The sequence below is a fragment of the Saccharopolyspora sp. NPDC045941 genome (assembly GCF_056431445.1).
In genome coordinates, this window is record NZ_JBWKKU010000044.1 from 30994 (window position 1) to 47159 (window position 16166).

Below are 16166 nucleotides of genomic sequence, written 5' to 3' on the forward strand. Positions count from 1 at the left end.
GATAAACTACCCAGCACCGCCCCCCGTCTCGGGGTGGGGGGGGAGGTTTGTCTGTGACAAGAACCCCTCAACCCCCGGAGGGGGGCGTGTCGGTTTCGCGCGAAACCGCCCTGATTTCCAGGCGGTCACGGACCGCACGTGCCCGCACCGCGTTCCTAAGGTGCGCGCTCCGGGGCGAGCGGGTGTGCGAGCTCGTCGGCGGGCAGCCTGCCCAAGACGCTCGCCGCCACGGCCGCGAGCGCCGGCACCGTTCCGGCGAGCAGGAAGGTCGCCGGCGTCCCGATCAGCTCCGCGACCGGGCCCGCCACCGCCATCGAGACGGGCAGGAACGCGATCGACACGAAGAAGTCGAGGCTGGTGATCCGGCCCAGCAGGTGCGGCGGAACCCGGCGCTGGAGCAGCGTTCCCCACAGGACCATCGGGCTGGAGAACATCGCACCGACGGCGAACGCGGCCGCGACGATGATCCAGAGCTCGCCCGCGAACGCGATGGCCACGAGCGGCAGGCAACTCACGCCCCACAGCCCGATCAGCACCGTCAGGTAGCGGCGGGGCATCCGCAGCGAGCCCATGACCAGCGAGCCGACGGCGCCGCCGATTCCCCACGCGGCCAGCACCAACGCGTGCTGCTCCGCCCCGCCGCCGAGCCGGTCCTTGATGAGGAACGGCAGCACCACCTGCAGCGGGCCCATCAGCATCATCACCATGAGCGAGGCGAAGAGCAGCGACGCGAGCAGCCACCGCGTGGCCACCATGTAGCGGAATCCCTCGGCGATGTCGGCGACGACGCTGCGCGCATCGTCCCGTCTGCGCACCGGAGTGCGCGGAACCGCCAGGAACGCGCAGAAGGCGGCGAAGGCCGTCGCCGCGGCCACGGCCATCGCCGCGCCGGGGGAGGCGGCGGCGATGATGACGCTGCCGACCGCGGGCCCGGCGGCCTGCTGGATGGTCGGCCGCAGCATTCCCTCGAACCCGTTGACCGCCATGAGCTCGTCCTCGGCCAGCAAGGCGGGCAACCACGCGGAGTACGCGGGGAAGTAGAACGCCGTGGCGGTGCCGCCCAGGAACGCGACCACGACGAGGTGCCACAACCGAAGCTGGTCGGTCAGCGCCAGCACGGCTGCGGTGGTCAGGACGAGCGCGTGGGCGCCCTGGACGACGATCAGGATCGTCTTCTGCGCCACCCTGTCGGCGACCGCGCCGCCGAGCAGGAGGGGCAGCAGCGCGCCGAGCGACGCCGCTGCCGCGACGAAGGACAATTCGCTGGCGCCGCCGCCGATCCGCACCACTTCCCAGACCTGCGCGACCACCCACAGCCCGCTCGTGCACAGCGCGAAGAACAGGGCGGCGGCGAGCCTGCGATATGAGGAACGGCGGAAGGGCAGCAGCACGCGGGGAAATCCGGGCGGCGCGGGCGTCGGTGCCACGGTGTCGTTCTCCATCATGGCCGCTCACGACCCCGGGAGTCCGCGGACAAGTTCTCGATCATGCGGTCGACGCTAGAACCTCGACATTGCTGGAGGTCAACATCGCGCCCCGGAAATCGGTCCGGTGGCAGGTGGGGCGGCGATTTCGCGCGAAATCGCGCCCCGCCCTCACATGGAGCGTCGATTTCGCGCGAAATCGGCGGCGTGGTCGAGGGCCCAGCGCCCGAAGGTGCCGGGCGGCCGGCCGGTCAGGCGCTCCACGTGGTCGGTGATGAGGCCCGACTCCGGGCGGTGCGCCGAAGCGGCGACCAGCGCCTCCACCAGGTGCTCGGGACGGCCGTCCGCGAGCATCCGGGATCGCGCCAGATCCGGGGGAACGGCCTCGAAGCGCAGGCGGCGCCCCAGCGCAGCACCGAGCAAGGCGACCTGATCGGCACGACCGAGGATCTCGGGGCCGGTCAACACGTGCGGTCCACGTTGCTCGTCGTCCCCGAGCAGCACGGCCGCAGCCGCTTCGGCCACGTCGCGCTCGTCCACGACGGCCGTCCGCGCGATGTCCGGGCCGGACACCACGTCACCCGCCTTCAACTGGGCCGCCCAGCCCCGGGCGTTGGACGCCAACGTGTCGCTTCGCAATGCCACCCACCGCAGGCCGGAATCTCCGAGCATGGCCTCAACGTCCGCATGCACCTGAACGATGGGATCGCTCTGGCGGGCGGCTTCGTCGTCGATGGCCGTCGAGGACACGTAGACGACGCGAGGCGCCGCAGCGGCGAGTTCGGCGACCAGGTCGTGGGCAGGGGCCGCATCGAGCAGCGGCCACACGAGGAGCACGGCGTCCACGCCTGCGAGCGCGGAGCGGACGACGGCGGGGTCGGTGAGGTCGCCGCGCACCGACTCGACTCCCGGCAGGGGACGGCGCGAAAGGCAGCGAACCCGCACACCGCGGGTTCGCAACCGGTCGACGACTTCCCGGCCGAGGTTGCCGGTGGCGCCGGTGACCAGGACCGATGAGGTCCGCTCGCCGACCGCGGGGAGAATGGTTCCTGACATGCCGCGGACACTAGGGGTTCAGGTCGACATGAAGGCAAGGTGCGCGTGGTGAGGACCATCGGGGAAGCGGCCGCGGAGCTCGGCATCGAGGCTCACGTGCTGCGGCACTGGGAACAGGCCGGCGCGTTCGCCGTGCCCCGCGACGGCAACGGCTACCGCATCTTCGACGACACCACCCTGGAACAGGCGCGCACCGTGCTGAAGCTACGGCGCGTGGGACTCTCGTTGCCGGAGGTCACCGCCGCCATGGCGCCGAAGAAGTCGGCGGCGCAGGCGGTCGTGCGGGCGAAGATCGCCGCCCTCGAAAGCGAAGTCCGCCGCACGCAGCAGGCCATCACGTACCTCCGGCACACCGCCGACTGCCGGCACCGATACCTGGACGAATGCCCGGACTGCGCGGCTTTCGCCCGCGAGCTCTGAGCCGTCAGGCGCCGACGACGCGCAGCGCGATCGCCACGTAGCGGTCGGCGAGTTCGGCCGCGCCCACATCGCTTTCCGGGTCGTACCACTGCGGGATCGCGTTGCAGGCGGCCTGGATCGCGCGGCGGGCCTCGGCGGGGTGCTCGCAGCGGAATTCCCCGCGTCGCACGCCGTCGTCGATGATGTCCTGGAACAGCCGGGTCGCCGACTCGCGCAGCGCGCCGAGCCGACGCGCGTGCTCGTCCTCCAGGTTGCGGATCTCCCGCACCGCGATGGTGCTTTCCACCCGCCGCCGCACCCGGTAGTCCACGGTGGCGCGCACGATCGCGCTCAGCCGCTCGACCGGATCATCGCCGCAGTCGTTCAGGGCCGCGTCGCAGGCCTGCACGTAGTCGTTGACGCTGTCCTCCAGCAGTCCGGCGAACAGCTCCTGCTTGCTGGAATGCCAGTAGTACAGCGCGGACAGGCTCAGCCCGGCCCGCTTGGCGATGTCCCGGATGGACGCGCCGTGGTACCCGCGTTCGGCGAAGATCTCGCGCGCCGCGACGGAAAGCGCGTCGCCGCCCTGGCCGCGCGGGATGGCGGAGCCGTTGTGGGCAGAGGATTCGGATGCCGCCGTCACGCCATCAGAATACGGGCTGCGGCCCGGCACCGGGCATGGTGCAGGGGCGGGCAGTCCGGCTTGCCCCTTCGGGCCGGTCCGAACCCGGGCAGGCGCGGTTCTGGCACGGTCGTGCACGTGGCCCTGCCAGCGCGCCTTTCCCTGCCCGAGGAGTTCGTCCTGCTCGCGCACCGCGACAACGGCACGGTGCACGACGCCGGCCAAGTCGTGGCCGGTTGCGCCGCAGCCGAACTCGCGGAGCTCGCAGTGCGCCGCAGGCTGCTCGGTCCGGATCCGGAAGAGCAAGAAGTTCGGCTTCGACGTCTACTTCCCGTCGGATGCCGCGATCCGGTTGCTCGACGCCTCGCCCACCGGCCTGGGCTGGGCGGACGCGCTGCTGGCCGAGCTGGCGCAAGGCAGCGCCGCCGAAGGCGGGTCGGTCCGCCTGCGCCGCTGGGTCCGGCGGCGGGGCCGCGCCGCCTTGACCCTGCACCGGTCCGCGCTGGTCGAGCGCGGTTTGTCGCGCCACGAGCCGGGCAAGGGCCTCGCCGGGATCTTCCGCGGCGAACGCCATTGCCCGGACCTCGCGGCGCGCGGCGTGCTGCTCGCCGCGGTCCAATCGGCCATCGGCCAGGACCGGTACGACGAGCGCATGCTGCTGTTGTGCGGCCTCGCCCAATCCGCCGACCTGGAGCTGGGGGTCCGGCCGACCGTTCGCCAGCGCCTGGACCGCGGCCGTGGCATCGGCGCGGTGGCGGCCTTTCCCGAAGAATTGCGCGACACCAGCGTGGCGCTCGACTCGGCGGTGCCGATGAGTTCCAGGGGCGGGTGACGGCGGCTCAGGCGGTGAGCTGCTCCCACAGCCCGGTCTCGCCCGCCGAGAGCGCCGCCCGACCCAGCTCCGCCGACCAGTGGCGCTCGCTGCCGTATTCGTCGCGCCACGCCCACAACTTCCGCGTGACGTGGTGCAGCGAGTGCTCGCGGGTCACGCCCATCGCCCCCTGCAGCTGGTGCGCGGCACGGGCGATGCTGGTGGCCGTCCGGGCTGCGGTGATCTTCGCGGCCGCCGACGCGGCGAAGGCGCGTTCCGCGGAGTCCTCCTCGTGGATCCGCACCGCCCGCGCCACCGCGGCTTCGGTGGCGACCAGGTGGGTGCTCATCTCGGCCAGCCCGTTGGCCACCGCCTTGAGCGCGACGAGCGGGCGACCGAACTGCTCCCGCTGCGTGACGTGCTCGCGGGTGCGCGCGTACGCGCCGCGCGCGGCGCCGAGCAGCGCGGACGCGTTGAGCACAGCGGCGCGGGCGAGCACGGCGTCGTGCGGGGGAGCGGCGGGGAGGGGAGTCGTGGCCCCCGAAACCCGGATCGTGTCGCGCGGTTCACCGGCGAGGTTCTGCCCTTGCTCGACGTCGCCGTTCGGCTCGACCAGGTAGGCGGATTCCCGCTCGGGGCACACCACGACGTGGTCGGCGTGCCTGGCCCACGGGACGTTGTCGACGCCGGTGGCCGCGACGACCAGCCCCGCCGGGAGCTGCTCGCCGAGAATCCACTGCGCCAACGACGTTTCCAGCAGCGGCACGCTCACGCCGCTCGCCGCCGTCGCGGCGATCAGCTCCGCCAGGTCGCCCAGGGTCCCGCCGGCTCCGCCGCGCTCCTCGGGGATGCCGACCTGCGGCCAGCCCAGTTCGACAAGCGTCGGCCACAGCGGGTGCAGCGCGCCTTCCGGCGCCTCCGGCGACGCCCCGGACAGCACGTCCGCGGCGACCTCGGTGATCAGCGAGTTGCTCAACGTCGGGCCTCCTGCTTGGCGAGGATGGACAGCAGCACCTCCGAGGAACCGCCGCGAATGCTGAAGCCGGGCGAGGCGAGGATGGCCTCGCCCAGTGTGCTCTCGGACGAGACGATCCCGGAATCCATTGCCCGGCGGGCGCATTCGAGCACGTCGCGTTCGAAAGCGGTGCCGAGGTACTTCAGCGTCGCGGCGGCCTGCACGGGAGCCTCGCCCGCGTCGACCGCCGCGGCGACCTGCGCGCACAACGACCGCAGCGTCGCCAGCCGGGCCACCAGCTCGCCGACCTCGGCCGCCATGTCTTCGTTGCCGCCGCCCAGCAGCTCTTCCAGCACCGGATACGTGGACAGCACCCGCTCCGGCCCGCCGCGTTCGTAGGCGAGCTGCTCGGTGACCTGCCGCCAGGCGTTGCCCTCGACGCCGATCACCCGCTCCTCGGGCACGAAGACGTTCTCGAACACCACCTCGTTGAAGTGGTGCGAGCCGGCCATGTCGACGATCGGCGACACCGACACCCCGGGATCGCTCATGTCCAGCACGAACTCGGTCAGCCCGGCGTGCTTCACCTCGGACTTCTCGGTGCGCACCAGCAGGTAGGCGTGCGTGGCGCGGTGCGCGTGACTGGTCCAGATCTTCCGGCCGTCGATGCGCCAGCCGCCCGCGACGCGGGTGCCGGTGGTGCGCACCGCGGCGAGGTCGGAGCCGGCGTCGGGTTCGCTCATGCCCAGGCAGAACACGAACTCTCCTGCGGCGATGTCGGGCAGGATCTCCTGCTGCAGCCGGGGCGTGCCGTGCCGCAGGATCGACGGGCCGATCTGCCGGTCGCCGATCCAGTGCGCGGCCACCGGCGCGCCCGCCCGCAGCAGTTCCTCGGTGACCACCAGCCGCGCCAGGTTCGACCGCTCGGCGCCGCCCACCGAACGCGGCCAGGTCATGCCCAGCAAGCCGCGCTCGGCGAGCTCCTTGCTGAAGTCGAGGTCGAAGGACCGCAGCCAGGCGTCCGGCCGCGGCCGGTACCGGCCGTCGGCCCGCCAACTCCGGCACAGGTCCCGCACTTCCTGGCGCAGGTCGGACAGCGGACTCATGCGACGGTCTCCTTTCCGCTGCTCTGCAGCTCCTGCTCGGCGCGGCTCAGCGCCGCGGTCCCGGTCTCCGGCATCAGCAGGTAGGTCAGCAGCGACACCAGGCCGCAGGCCGAGACGTAGAAGAAGAAGTAGTTCTCGACGCCCGCGTCGCGGAACGCCAGCGCCACGTACTCCGCGGTGCCGCCGAAGATCGCCTGCGCCAGCGCGTAGGGGATCGCGACGCCGACCGTGCGGATGCCGGTCGGGAACAGCTCGGCCTTCACGCAGGCGTTCACCGACGAGTACCCGGCCACGATCGTCAACGCCAGCATGGTCAGCGCCAGCGCGACGCCGAAGCTCGGCCAGCGCTGCATCGACGTCATGATGGGGTAGGTGCCCAGCGTGGTGCCGACGCCGAAGAAGATCAGCACCGGCCGGCGGCCGATCTTGTCCGAGATCGCCCCGCCCAGCGGCAGCAGGACCGTGAACACGCACAACGCGATGAACATGACCCGGGCCGCGTCGGGCTTGCTCAGCCCCACGGAGTTGCTCAGGTACTTCGTCAGGTACGTGGTGTAGGTGTAGAACGCCACGCTGCCGCCGAGGGTCAGCGCGAACACCAGCACCGCGGCGCGGCGGTGCTTCCACACCTCGCGCAGCGTGCCCCGGCGCATCTGCGCGTCGTGCGATTCCTCTTCGACGTAAGCCGACGTCTCGTGCATCCGGCGCCGCAGGTAGAACACCACGAGTGCGGCGATCGCCCCGATGACGAACGGGATGCGCCAGCCCCACGAGGTGAGCTGCTCCTCGGTCATGACGGCCTGCAGCACCATCAGCACGACGAGCCCGATCAGCTGCCCGATCGTCACCGACACGTACTGGAAGCTCGAACCCAGGCCGCGCCGGCCCCGCTGCGACACCTCGGTGAGGTACGCCGCGCTGGCCGCGTACTCGCCGCCGACGCTGATGCCCTGCATGATCCGCGCGATCAGCAGCAGCACCGCGCCGAGGTAGCCGGCGTGCTGGTGGGGCGGGGCGATGGCGATCAGCAGCGCGCTGAACGACATCATCGTCACCGACAGGGTCAGGCCGAACTTGCGGCCCCGCCGGTCGGCGATCCGGCCGAGCACCCAGCCGCCCAGCGGGCGGGCCAGGAAGCCCACCGCGAACACCGCGGCGGTGTTCATCAGCTGCGCGGTGGGATTGCCCTTCGGGAAGAACTGCCCGGCGAAGTACAGCGCGAAGTTCGCGTAGACGAACCAGTCGTACCACTCGACGGTGTTGCCGATCGACCCGCTGAGCACCGCGCGGGCGTGGGTGAACCGGCGGGGCTTCGTCGACCCGCGCATCTGCTACCTCCGGGTTCTTCCGGTCACGACGAGGTCGGCGGCGACCGCGCCGGACCCGTGGACCACGAGCGGGTTGATCTCCAGTTCGCCCAGCCGGTCGCCGAGTTCCACGGCCGCCTGGGAAATCGACGCGATGGCGGCGGCGGCCGCCGCCACATCGCAGCGCGGACGACCGCGGAAGCCGTCCAGCAGCGGCCAGCCGCGCAGCCGCCGCAACAACGCGGTGGCCTGCTCGGAGTCCACCGGGCCGAGGGCGGAGACGACGTCCCGGTACAGCTCGGTCGTCGTGCCGCCCATGCCGACGGTCAGCACCGGCGGGTAGCCGTCCTCGCCGCCCTGCACGCCGACCAGCAGCTCGACGCCACCGGGCAGGAGTTCCTGCACCAGCACGCCGTCGATGCGGGCCTGGGGCGCGTTCGCGGCGACGGTTTCGAGCATGTCCTCGGCGGCGTCGCGAACCCGCTCCGCCGGAACGCCGACCACGACGCCGCCGACATCGCTTTTGTGCGCCAGATCGGGGGATTGGACCTTCAGCACGACCCGGTCGCCGAGTTCCCCGGCGACCGCGGCGGCCTCGGCAGGGTCGGCTGCCAGCCGTCCGCGCGGCCGGGCGATCCGCATCGCGTCGAGCAGCTCCGCGCCACCGGCCTCGGTGAGCGCCGGCCGGTCCAGGAAACCGGCCAGGCCGCGCGGCGCGGCGACGGCGGCGCGCCGCTCGTCGTGGGGCACCAGGTGCGCGATGAGGCGCAGCGCGGCGGTCGTCGTGCCCAGCACGGAAACACCGTTGCGGCGCAACAACGAGGCCGCCTCGGCGATCTGGTCGTGGGAGTAGATCCAGGCCACGACAAAGGGTTTGGCGGAGCGCTTCGCGGCTCGCAGGATCGACTCGGCCACCGCCACCGCGGGCTCGCCGCCGATGGTCGTCAGCGCCACCAGCACGGTGTCCACCTCGGCGGATTCCGCGACGGCCTCGCACACCGCGCCCAGCTGCGCGTGGTCGTTGATGACCTGCGCGGTGACGTCCACCGGGTTGACGACGCTGCCGAACGACGGCACGAGCGGCGCCAGGGCCGCTTGCGTCGCGGCGTCGAGTTCGGGCAGCGCCAGGCCGTTGCCCTCGGCCTGGTCGGCGGCCAGCCCGCCCGCCCCGCCGGAGCTGGTGATGACGCCGATGCGGCCCGCCCGCAGGCTCGGGGCACCGGTCAACGCGACCGAGACGTCCAGCAGTTCGTCGAGGTCGTCGACCTGGATCGCGCCGGATTCCCGGGTGAGCAGGTCGAAAGCGGCCCCGGAGCGCACCAGCGCGCCGGTGTGCGAGGCGATGGCGCGCTCACCCGCCGAGGAGCGGCCCGAGCGCAGCACGACGATGTGCTTGCCGAGCTCGGCGGCGCGCGCCGCGAGCCGGGCCCACCGCGTCCCGTCGGGCAGTTCCTCCAGGTAGCAGGCCAGCACCCGGACGTTCGGGTCGGCCACCAGCAGTTCGGCGGCGTCGGTCGCGGTCAGGTCGGCCTGGTTGCCGACGCTGATCCAGGCGGTGAGCCCGATCCCGCGATCCCGCGCCAGCCCGAGGAAGCTGCCGCCGAGCGCGCCGCTCTGGCCCACGTAGGCGATGCCGGATTCGCCCGGCTGCTCCCCGTCGGCGGCGGCGGTGAACGTGGCGGTCAGCCCGGTGGGCCGGTAGATCAGGCCCTGGCAGTTGGGGCCGATGACCCGCAGCCCGTGCCGCTTCGCGGCCGCCACCAGCCGGTCCTGGAGTTCCCGGCCGTCCGCGCCGATCTCGGCGAACCCGGACGACAGCACCACCACGCAGGACGCGCCCGCGCGGCCCGCTTCCTCGACCACCGGCAGCACGCGCGACGCCGGAACCAGCACCAGCACCAGGTCGACCGGGCCGGGCAGTTCCAGCAGCGACGGGTAGCAGGGCAGCCCGTGGATCTCGCGGTGGTTCGGGTTGATCGGGTAGACGGCGCCGTCGAAGTCCCGCAGGTAGCGGGTGAGCCGCCCGGCCATCGCGGAGCGCTCCGAGGCGCCGACGATCGCCACGGACCGCGGCCGCAGCAGTCCATCCACAGTGGTCACCGGCCCCGGAACTCGGGCTTGCGCTTCTCCTTGAAGGCCTGCATCGCCTCTGCGGAGTCCTCAGTGGACTGAACGACGGCCATGTGCGAGGAGATCAGGTCCAGCGAGGTGCGCAGGTCGGTTCGCGCCGACTGGTACACGGTCCGCTTGATGGCCCGGATGGCCACCGGCGGGCCGTCGGCCAGGCGCCGGGCGAACGCGTAGGTCTCGTCCATCAGTTCGGCGTCGGGCACGCACCGGCTGGCGATGCCGATGTCCACCGCGGTCTTGGCATCTACGAAGTCGCCGGTCCACAGCAGCTCCAGCGCCTTCGCGGTGCCCACCAGTCGCGGCAGGTAGTAGCAGCCGCCGTCGCCGGGGACCAGGCCGACGCGGACGTAGCCCTCGGAGAGCCTGGCCGACTCGCCGACGAACCGGATGTCGCACATCAGGGCCATGTCCATGCCGGCGCCGACCGCGACGCCGTTGACCGCCGCGATGACCGGCTTGTCCAGGTCTTCCAGGGCGAGGGCGACCTGGTGGATCCGGTCGGTGAGGACGGTCTTGTGGTCCAGCACGGACTTCTCGCCCGAGGTGAAGGCGTCCAGGTCGACGCCCGAGCAGAACGCGTCGCCGGCGCCGGTGAGCACCAGGACCCGCACCTCGGGGTCGAAGCGAGCGGAGCGGATGGCCGCGGCCCACTCGTCGATCATCTCCATGGTGAAGGCGTTCTTGCGCTTCGGGCGGTTGAGCAGGATCGTCCCGATCCCGTCGCTGACCTGGTACTCGAGATCCGCCATGTCCGTCCCTTCCCGTCGCCTGCGTCGGGCCCGAGTTAAGCACTCGACGCGCACGGAGTCCATACAAAATTGTATTCAATTTCTGGGACCGCCTAGCCCGGCGGAGGAACCGGTCGCGCCCGCCCGCGATGCGCGCGGACATGGGCGTGGTCAGGTGGTGGGCAAGGTGTGCGTCGTCGCGGTCGCGGCGGCGGCGTAGTCGCCGAGCCGTGGCTTTTCCGGGCGGCGAGCGACCAGCAGTGCGAGCAGCACGCCCGCTGCGGAGAATGCCGCGAGCGCGATCGACGCTCGCGACAGGCCGGTCGCGAGGGCGTCCGCGAGCGGCTCGCCCCCGGTTGCGCTCTTCACGGCGACCTGCGCGTAGATCCCGGCGACGACGGCCGTCATCACCGCGCCACCCACGTAGCGCGCCATGTTCGAGATCCCGGACGCCGCACCCACCTGCTCGCGCGACACGGACGCGGTGGCGACCGACGACGCCGGGCTGTTGGAAAGGGCCAGCCCCACGGCGATGCCGAGCAGCGGGAGGACGAAAGCGCCGTAATCCCACGACGGCCGAACCGCCGCGAGTGCCACGAACGCCGCCGTGAGGATCGCGAAACCGGCCACGACGACCGGGCGCGCGCCGAAGTAGTAGGCCAACGGCGCGACCACCGGCGCCACGAGGACCACCACCGCGGCGACCGGCAGCGTCGCCAGACCCGCTTGCAGGCTCGTCATCCCGAGGGTTTGCGGGGCCTGGAAGTACAGGCTCACCAGGAAGCTGAGCGCGGCGATCGCCCCGGCCCCGATCAGGATCGCGCCGGTGGAACCCACCAGCAGGGCGTTGCGCAGCAGGCCCAGGTCGACCAGCGGGGCGGCCACCCGGCGCTCGACCACCACGAACCCGACCACGGCCAGCGCGGACAGGACCAGGCACAGCAAGGTGGGCGGCGACAGCCATCCCCAGGACGAGCCCTCGGTCATGGCGAACACGAACGGCACGAGCGCGGCGGCGACCAGCCCGGTGCCCGCCAGGTCGATCGTGCGGGCGCGGTTCGGGTCGCGGGATTCCGGCACCGCGCGCAGCGTGAACGGGATGCACACCAGCGCGATCGCCGCGTCGATCCAGAACAACCCCTGCCAGCCGGTGAGTTCGTTGAGCACGCCGCCGACCACCGGCCCCGCCGCGGCCCCGGCCGCGGCGGCAGCGCCCCACAGGGCGACGGCCTTCATCTGCGCCGCCCCGGACGAGTTCACCGAGAGCAGGCTCAGCCCGCTGGCCAGGATCGTCGCGCCGGCCGCGCCCTGGATCAGGCGCCCCAGCACGACCAGCACCCCGGTTCCGGCGAGGGCGATGAGTGCGCACGACACCACGAACAGCGCGAGACCGGCCAGGAACAGGCGCCGCCGACCGAAGATGTCGCCCAGCGCGCCGGAGGTGACGATCACGGCGGCCCCGACCAGGAGGTAGCCGGTCACCGCCCACTGCAGCACGTTGATCGGGGTTCCCAGGTCCGCGCTGATCGAGGGGATCAGGATGCTCACCGCGGAGGTGTTGGCGTTGACGACGAACGTGGACAGGCACGCGGTGGACAAGACACCCCATCCCGCGCGCACGCCGAATTCCGCATCACCCACCGGAGCGCTCATACCGCCACGATCGCCCGGAACCGGCGCCGCCCACAGAACCGAAGGACCCGGAAGGTGCTCACGAGGAGCCCGAGGATTTAGGCGAACTCCGCGCCGGACTGGGCGAGCCGGGCAGCGAGCTGCGCATCCGCCGGATCGCCGACGGCCGGATCCTGATGCGCTACTTCCCGGGCGACCACTTCAGCGGCATGGCGTGGTCGCCGGCTCGTCATCGGCCTGCCGCAGGAAGCCCCCGAGGACCTGCGACCGCCGAGCCGACGCTGGCTCGGTCTCGACCGCCGTCCATCAGTCCTAAGTGGACGTATCGGATTCGTCCACGGGACCGAGGAGTCGTTCCGGAAATGAGGGCGCGCGAGACGCGGCCGTCAGGAACGCGGGGCGCTGATTTCGCGCGAAATCGGCGACCTGTCAGGCGCCGGGCGCCTTCGGGATGAGCTTGCCCGGAGCCTGTGGAACGACCTCCGGCTCACCCCGGCAGCGGCAGGCTGACGCCGAGCGCGGGGGCGAGCTGGGCCGGGGTGGCGTCGCGGTGCGAGTCCATGATCTGGATCGCTCGCTCGGTCTGCCCGCGGCGCAGCGCGTTGATCAGCTGCCGGTGCTCGCGGACGATCCGGCGGCGCGCCGACTCGTCGTAGATGTACACCGCGCGGTACGCCTCCGTCATCTTCCAGATGCGTTCGATCTCGTCGACGATCAGGTTCAGCCCCGAACTGCGGAAGATGACGAAGTGGAAGTCGTGGTTGAGCTCGATGATCCGCAGGACGTCGACCGCTTCGGCCGCCTCCGCGATGCGCTCGTTGATCTCGGTCAGCTCGATGATCTGCGCCGTGCTCAGGCGCGGCAGCTCGCGCAGCACGACCGCCTCCAGCGCGGCGCGCATCAGGTACGCCTGGCGCAGTTCCTCCGCCGAAAGCCGGGCCACCGTGTAGCCGACGTTCGGCTGGTGGCGCACCACGCCCTCCGCTTCGAGCGCCTTCAGCGCCTCGCGGACCGGCACGCGGCTGACGCCCAAGCGTTCGGCGAGCGCCTCCTGGCGCAGCGGCTGCCCCGGCAGCAGCTCCTGGCTGCGCATCATCTGCCGGATCAGTTCGACGGCGCGGCCCACCGAAGTCTCCGCCATGCCCTCACCTCACGCTCCGCTGGATCGGTGCTCGCGAGAGTAACGCACCGTGGTGATCCGACTTCGGGCGCAACGTATTGACAATCCCGCTGGCCGGGCGCACCGTATCCCCCAACGCGGTGCGCAAATAGCGACAGCGTTGTGCATATCGCAACACTCTAGGTTTGGAGGCCGGTTTGGCGAGCTCGGGACTCCTGCAGACCGCGGATCGGGCCATGCAGGTGCTGCTCTCCTTCTCCGACCAGCGGCCGGAGTGGGGAGTCAGCGAGCTCGGGCGCGAGCTCGGGCTCGACAAGTCCGTCGTCCAGCGGCTGCTGGCCACGCTCGCCCATCGCGGCTTCGTCCTCCCCGACCCCGAAACCCGGCGGTACCGCCTCGGGCCGGCGATTTCGCAGCTCGCCCGGGTCGCCGAGCGCAGCGGCGCGCTGAGCCTGATCGCCAGGCCGGTGCTCGCGAAGCTGGCCCGGGAGACGGGGGAGAGCGCCGTGCTCAACGTCGCGCACGGCGGCTCCTACCGCACAGTGGCCGCGGTGGACGCGCGCGGGCCGTTGAGCTACTCGGCGATCGTCGGGCACGTGATGCCCGGTCACGCTGGGTGTTCGGGGCACGCGTTGTTCGCCGGGCAGCCGCTGGAGGAGGTCAGCGAGCTCTTCGGGCCCGAGCCGCTCACCCGGTTCACCCCGAACACCCCCACCACCTACGCCGAGCTGGCGCAGCGGTGGCAGGAGGTCGCCGACACCGGGATGTCGGTGTCCGACGGCGAGTTCGACGCCAACGTCGGCGCCGTCGCGGTGCCGCTGCTGCTCGCCGGCGCGACCGTCGCCTCCCTGACGCTGATCGGACCGGCCGAACGCGTGACCGGCCGGATCGACGAGCTGACCGCCCCGCTGCGCGCCGCAGGCGCCGACCTGTCCAGCCGACTCGCGCCCGGCGATGCCGGGTCGCCCAGCTGACCGACCGCTTTCCGGAAAGGCTGCTCATGACCATCAGCGACCCCGTGGCCGGCGCCGAACGCGCGCATCCGCGGGCCTTCGAGCCCACCGTGCTGGTGATCACCATCGTGCTCTCCGTGGTCGGGGCGATAATCGGCCTGCACCTCATCACCACGCTCGGGATCTCGGCCAACACGTCCGTCATCGGCGCGCTGATCGCGATGATCATCGGCCGGATCAACATCGCCGCGCTGCGCAAGATGCGCTCCGTGCACCGCCAGAACCTGGTGCAGAGCGCCGTTTCCGGCTCCACCTTCGCCGCCGCGAACTCGCTGCTGGCGCCCATCGCGGTGCCCTTCGCGTTCGGCCGAGCCGACCTCGTGTGGCCGGTCTTCGTCGGCGTCGCGATCGGGTTGTTCGCGGATTCCTTCGTGCTGTACCGGCTTTTCAACTCGCGGCTGCTGCCCGCGCAGGCCGCCTGGCCGCCCGGCATCGCCGCCGCCGACACCATCATCGCCGGGGACAAGGGCGGCCGGCGGGCCGCCGTGCTGGCCGGCGGTGCCGTCCTCGGGTTCATCGGCGCATTCTTCAAGCTGCCGGTCTCGGCGGCGGGCGTGGCCTTCATCGGCAACGTCTGGGCGCTCGCCATGTTCGGCATCGGGCTGCTGTTCAGCCAGTACAGCCCCACCTGGTTCCACATCAACATCGGCAGCCTCTACATCCCGCACGGCGTGATGATCGGCGCCGGCCTGGTCGCCCTCGGGCAGGCCGCCTACCTGATGTTCCGGAAGAAGGACGGGAAGGCCGAGCGCACCACGTCCATCGATCCGAGCGAGGTGCCGCAGGTCGACGAGAAGGCGCTGCGCAAGGGAGTCCTGCAGGGCTACGTGCTGTTCGTGATCGGTGCCGCCGTCGTCGCCCTGGCCGGCGGGTTGATCTCGGAGCTGTCGGTGCCGGCGCTGATCCTCTGGATCCTGGCCGCCGCGCTGGCCGCGATCATCCACGAGATCATCGTGGGCCTCGCCGCGATGCACTCCGGTTGGTTCCCGGCGTTCGCCGTGACGCTCATCTTCCTGGTGCTCGGCCTGATCCTCGGGGTGCCGCCGGTGGCCCTGGCGCTGTTCGTCGGCTACACGTCCGCGACCGGGCCCGCGTTCGCCGACATGGGCTACGACTTCAAGGCGGGTTGGCTGCTGCGCAAGGAACACCGGCCCTACGACGCCTTCGAGCGCGCCGGCCGGTTCCAGCAGTACCTCTCCTCGCTGGTGGGCTTCGCGGTGGCGACCGTCGCGGTCGCCGTGTCCTGGCAGGCGTTCTTCGGCGACGGACTGCTGCCGCCGGTCGCCAAGGTCTACGCCGCCACCATCCACGCCGGGCTGTCCGACCCGAACGTGCTGATGACGTTGCTGCTGTGGGCGATTCCCGGCGCGCTGATCCAGCTGCTCGGCGGCGCGAACCGGCAGATGGGCGTGCTGCTGGCCACCGGCCTGCTGATCGCCACCCCGCAGGCCTGCTGGCTGGTCTTCGGCGCCCTCGTGGTGCGGATCGTCTACCGCTGGCGGCGCGGCGACAAGGCGGACGAGGACCTCAACCTCGTCGGCGCGGGCCTCATCGCGGGCGACGCGCTCTATTCGACCAGCCGGATCTTCGAGTCCAAGTGACCCGGTCCGTTCGTGCAAGTGCAATGAGGTTTTCCAACCTCGTTCTGCGTGGCGGTGCGGGTAGCGGAACCTCAGAGGCTCCCTGGTCTGTGGGTGCCCTGACTTGTGTATGTCCAATACGCGGCGTCAGGGCCGTCCTCGCCAGGAAGCCTCTGAGAACCCGCGGCGGTGCCGGTTGCAAGGGTGGGCTATGCGCCTGCGGCGCATGCGACACCTCATCGACGTGCAGCTTTGCGACCCGCGGTTGCGGGCCGACCAGGAT

At 71.6% G+C, this 16166-nt stretch carries 14 protein-coding genes; 4 read left to right on the top strand and 10 right to left on the bottom strand.

Annotated features, from left to right (window positions below; genetic code table 11):
• Nucleotides 1-155 precede the first annotated feature (155 nt).
• Together AC07FN_RS30170 and AC07FN_RS30175 are read right to left on the bottom strand one after the other, a co-directional pair.
• Nucleotides 156-1445 (bottom strand): MFS transporter, encoded by a 1290-nt coding sequence (locus tag AC07FN_RS30170; RefSeq protein ID WP_478398643.1) that lies wholly within the window; start codon nt 1443-1445, stop codon nt 156-158.
• Between the two features lie 150 nt (nt 1446-1595).
• Entirely contained in the window at nt 1596-2480 is an 885-nt protein-coding gene (locus AC07FN_RS30175) for an SDR family oxidoreductase (protein WP_478398644.1), read from the bottom strand.
• A 48-nt stretch (nt 2481-2528) separates the two neighbouring features.
• On the opposite strand from AC07FN_RS30175, the gene AC07FN_RS30180 reads away from it, so the two are divergent.
• Complete coding sequence (locus tag AC07FN_RS30180; protein ID WP_478398645.1) at nt 2529-2900, top strand: MerR family transcriptional regulator; 372 nt, start codon at nt 2529-2531, stop codon at nt 2898-2900.
• A gap of 4 nt (nt 2901-2904) precedes the next feature.
• Here AC07FN_RS30180 and AC07FN_RS30185 read toward each other — a convergent pair whose 3' ends face one another.
• Nucleotides 2905-3807: a TetR/AcrR family transcriptional regulator gene (locus AC07FN_RS30185; protein ID WP_478398646.1), complete on the bottom strand. Its 903-nt coding sequence runs from the start codon at nt 3805-3807 to the stop codon at nt 2905-2907.
• Between the two features lie 46 nt (nt 3808-3853).
• Here AC07FN_RS30185 and AC07FN_RS30190 point away from each other — a divergent pair, with 46 nt between their 5' ends.
• Nucleotides 3854-4333 (top strand): GPP34 family phosphoprotein, encoded by a 480-nt coding sequence (locus tag AC07FN_RS30190; RefSeq protein WP_478398647.1) that lies wholly within the window; start codon nt 3854-3856, stop codon nt 4331-4333.
• Nucleotides 4334-4340: 7 nt separating this feature from the next.
• Here AC07FN_RS30190 and AC07FN_RS30195 read toward each other — a convergent pair whose 3' ends face one another.
• The 7 genes from AC07FN_RS30195 to AC07FN_RS30225 form a co-directional block, all read right to left on the bottom strand.
• Nucleotides 4341-5288 (bottom strand): acyl-CoA dehydrogenase family protein, encoded by a 948-nt coding sequence (locus AC07FN_RS30195; protein ID WP_478398648.1) that lies wholly within the window; start codon nt 5286-5288, stop codon nt 4341-4343.
• Nucleotides 5285-6373: an acyl-CoA dehydrogenase family protein gene (locus AC07FN_RS30200; RefSeq protein WP_478398649.1), complete on the bottom strand. Its 1089-nt coding sequence runs from the start codon at nt 6371-6373 to the stop codon at nt 5285-5287. The genes AC07FN_RS30195 and AC07FN_RS30200 overlap by 4 nt, the downstream gene beginning before the upstream one ends.
• Complete coding sequence (locus tag AC07FN_RS30205) at nt 6370-7701, bottom strand: MFS transporter (protein ID WP_478398650.1); 1332 nt, start codon at nt 7699-7701, stop codon at nt 6370-6372. Before AC07FN_RS30205 ends, AC07FN_RS30200 begins: the two co-directional genes overlap by 4 nt.
• A 3-nt stretch (nt 7702-7704) precedes the next feature.
• The gene (locus tag AC07FN_RS30210; RefSeq protein WP_478398651.1) at nt 7705-9780 is read right to left on the bottom strand and encodes an acetate--CoA ligase family protein; all 2076 of its coding nucleotides are present in this window, start codon (nt 9778-9780) and stop codon (nt 7705-7707) included.
• Nucleotides 9777-10559 carry an enoyl-CoA hydratase/isomerase family protein gene (locus tag AC07FN_RS30215; protein ID WP_132486835.1) on the bottom strand — a complete coding sequence of 261 codons (783 nt, stop codon included), beginning with the start codon at nt 10557-10559 and terminating at the stop codon, nt 9777-9779. The genes AC07FN_RS30210 and AC07FN_RS30215 overlap by 4 nt, the downstream gene beginning before the upstream one ends.
• 150 nt (nt 10560-10709) lie before the next feature.
• A complete protein-coding gene (locus AC07FN_RS30220) occupies nt 10710-12191 on the bottom strand; it encodes an MFS transporter (protein ID WP_478398652.1) in 1482 nt (493 codons plus the stop codon).
• Between the two features lie 466 nt (nt 12192-12657).
• On the bottom strand, nt 12658-13311 hold the full coding sequence (locus AC07FN_RS30225) for a GntR family transcriptional regulator (RefSeq protein ID WP_358569137.1): 654 nt from the start codon (nt 13309-13311) through the stop codon (nt 12658-12660).
• A gap of 176 nt (nt 13312-13487) precedes the next feature.
• Here AC07FN_RS30225 and AC07FN_RS30230 point away from each other — a divergent pair, with 176 nt between their 5' ends.
• Complete coding sequence (locus AC07FN_RS30230; RefSeq protein ID WP_478398653.1) at nt 13488-14264, top strand: IclR family transcriptional regulator; 777 nt, start codon at nt 13488-13490, stop codon at nt 14262-14264.
• A gap of 26 nt (nt 14265-14290) precedes the next feature.
• The gene (locus AC07FN_RS30235; protein WP_478398654.1) at nt 14291-15904 is read left to right on the top strand and encodes an OPT/YSL family transporter; all 1614 of its coding nucleotides are present in this window, start codon (nt 14291-14293) and stop codon (nt 15902-15904) included.
• Nucleotides 15905-16166 lie beyond the last annotated feature (262 nt).

Excerpts from the sequence above, each read along its gene's own strand:
- AC07FN_RS30225 (WP_358569137.1), bottom strand. The coding sequence starts at position 13,311 with ATGGCGGAGACTTCGGTGGGCCGCGCCGTCGAACTGATCCGGCAGATG.
- AC07FN_RS30175 (WP_478398644.1), bottom strand. The coding sequence starts at position 2,480 with ATGTCAGGAACCATTCTCCCCGCGGTCGGCGAGCGGACCTCATCGGTC.
- AC07FN_RS30170 (WP_478398643.1), bottom strand. The coding sequence starts at position 1,445 with ATGATGGAGAACGACACCGTGGCACCGACGCCCGCGCCGCCCGGATTT.
- AC07FN_RS30220 (WP_478398652.1), bottom strand. The coding sequence starts at position 12,191 with ATGAGCGCTCCGGTGGGTGATGCGGAATTCGGCGTGCGCGCGGGATGG.
- AC07FN_RS30205 (WP_478398650.1), bottom strand. The coding sequence starts at position 7,701 with ATGCGCGGGTCGACGAAGCCCCGCCGGTTCACCCACGCCCGCGCGGTG.
- AC07FN_RS30235 (WP_478398654.1), top strand. The coding sequence starts at position 14,291 with ATGACCATCAGCGACCCCGTGGCCGGCGCCGAACGCGCGCATCCGCGG.
- AC07FN_RS30200 (WP_478398649.1), bottom strand. The coding sequence starts at position 6,373 with ATGAGTCCGCTGTCCGACCTGCGCCAGGAAGTGCGGGACCTGTGCCGG.
- AC07FN_RS30215 (WP_132486835.1), bottom strand. The coding sequence starts at position 10,559 with ATGGCGGATCTCGAGTACCAGGTCAGCGACGGGATCGGGACGATCCTG.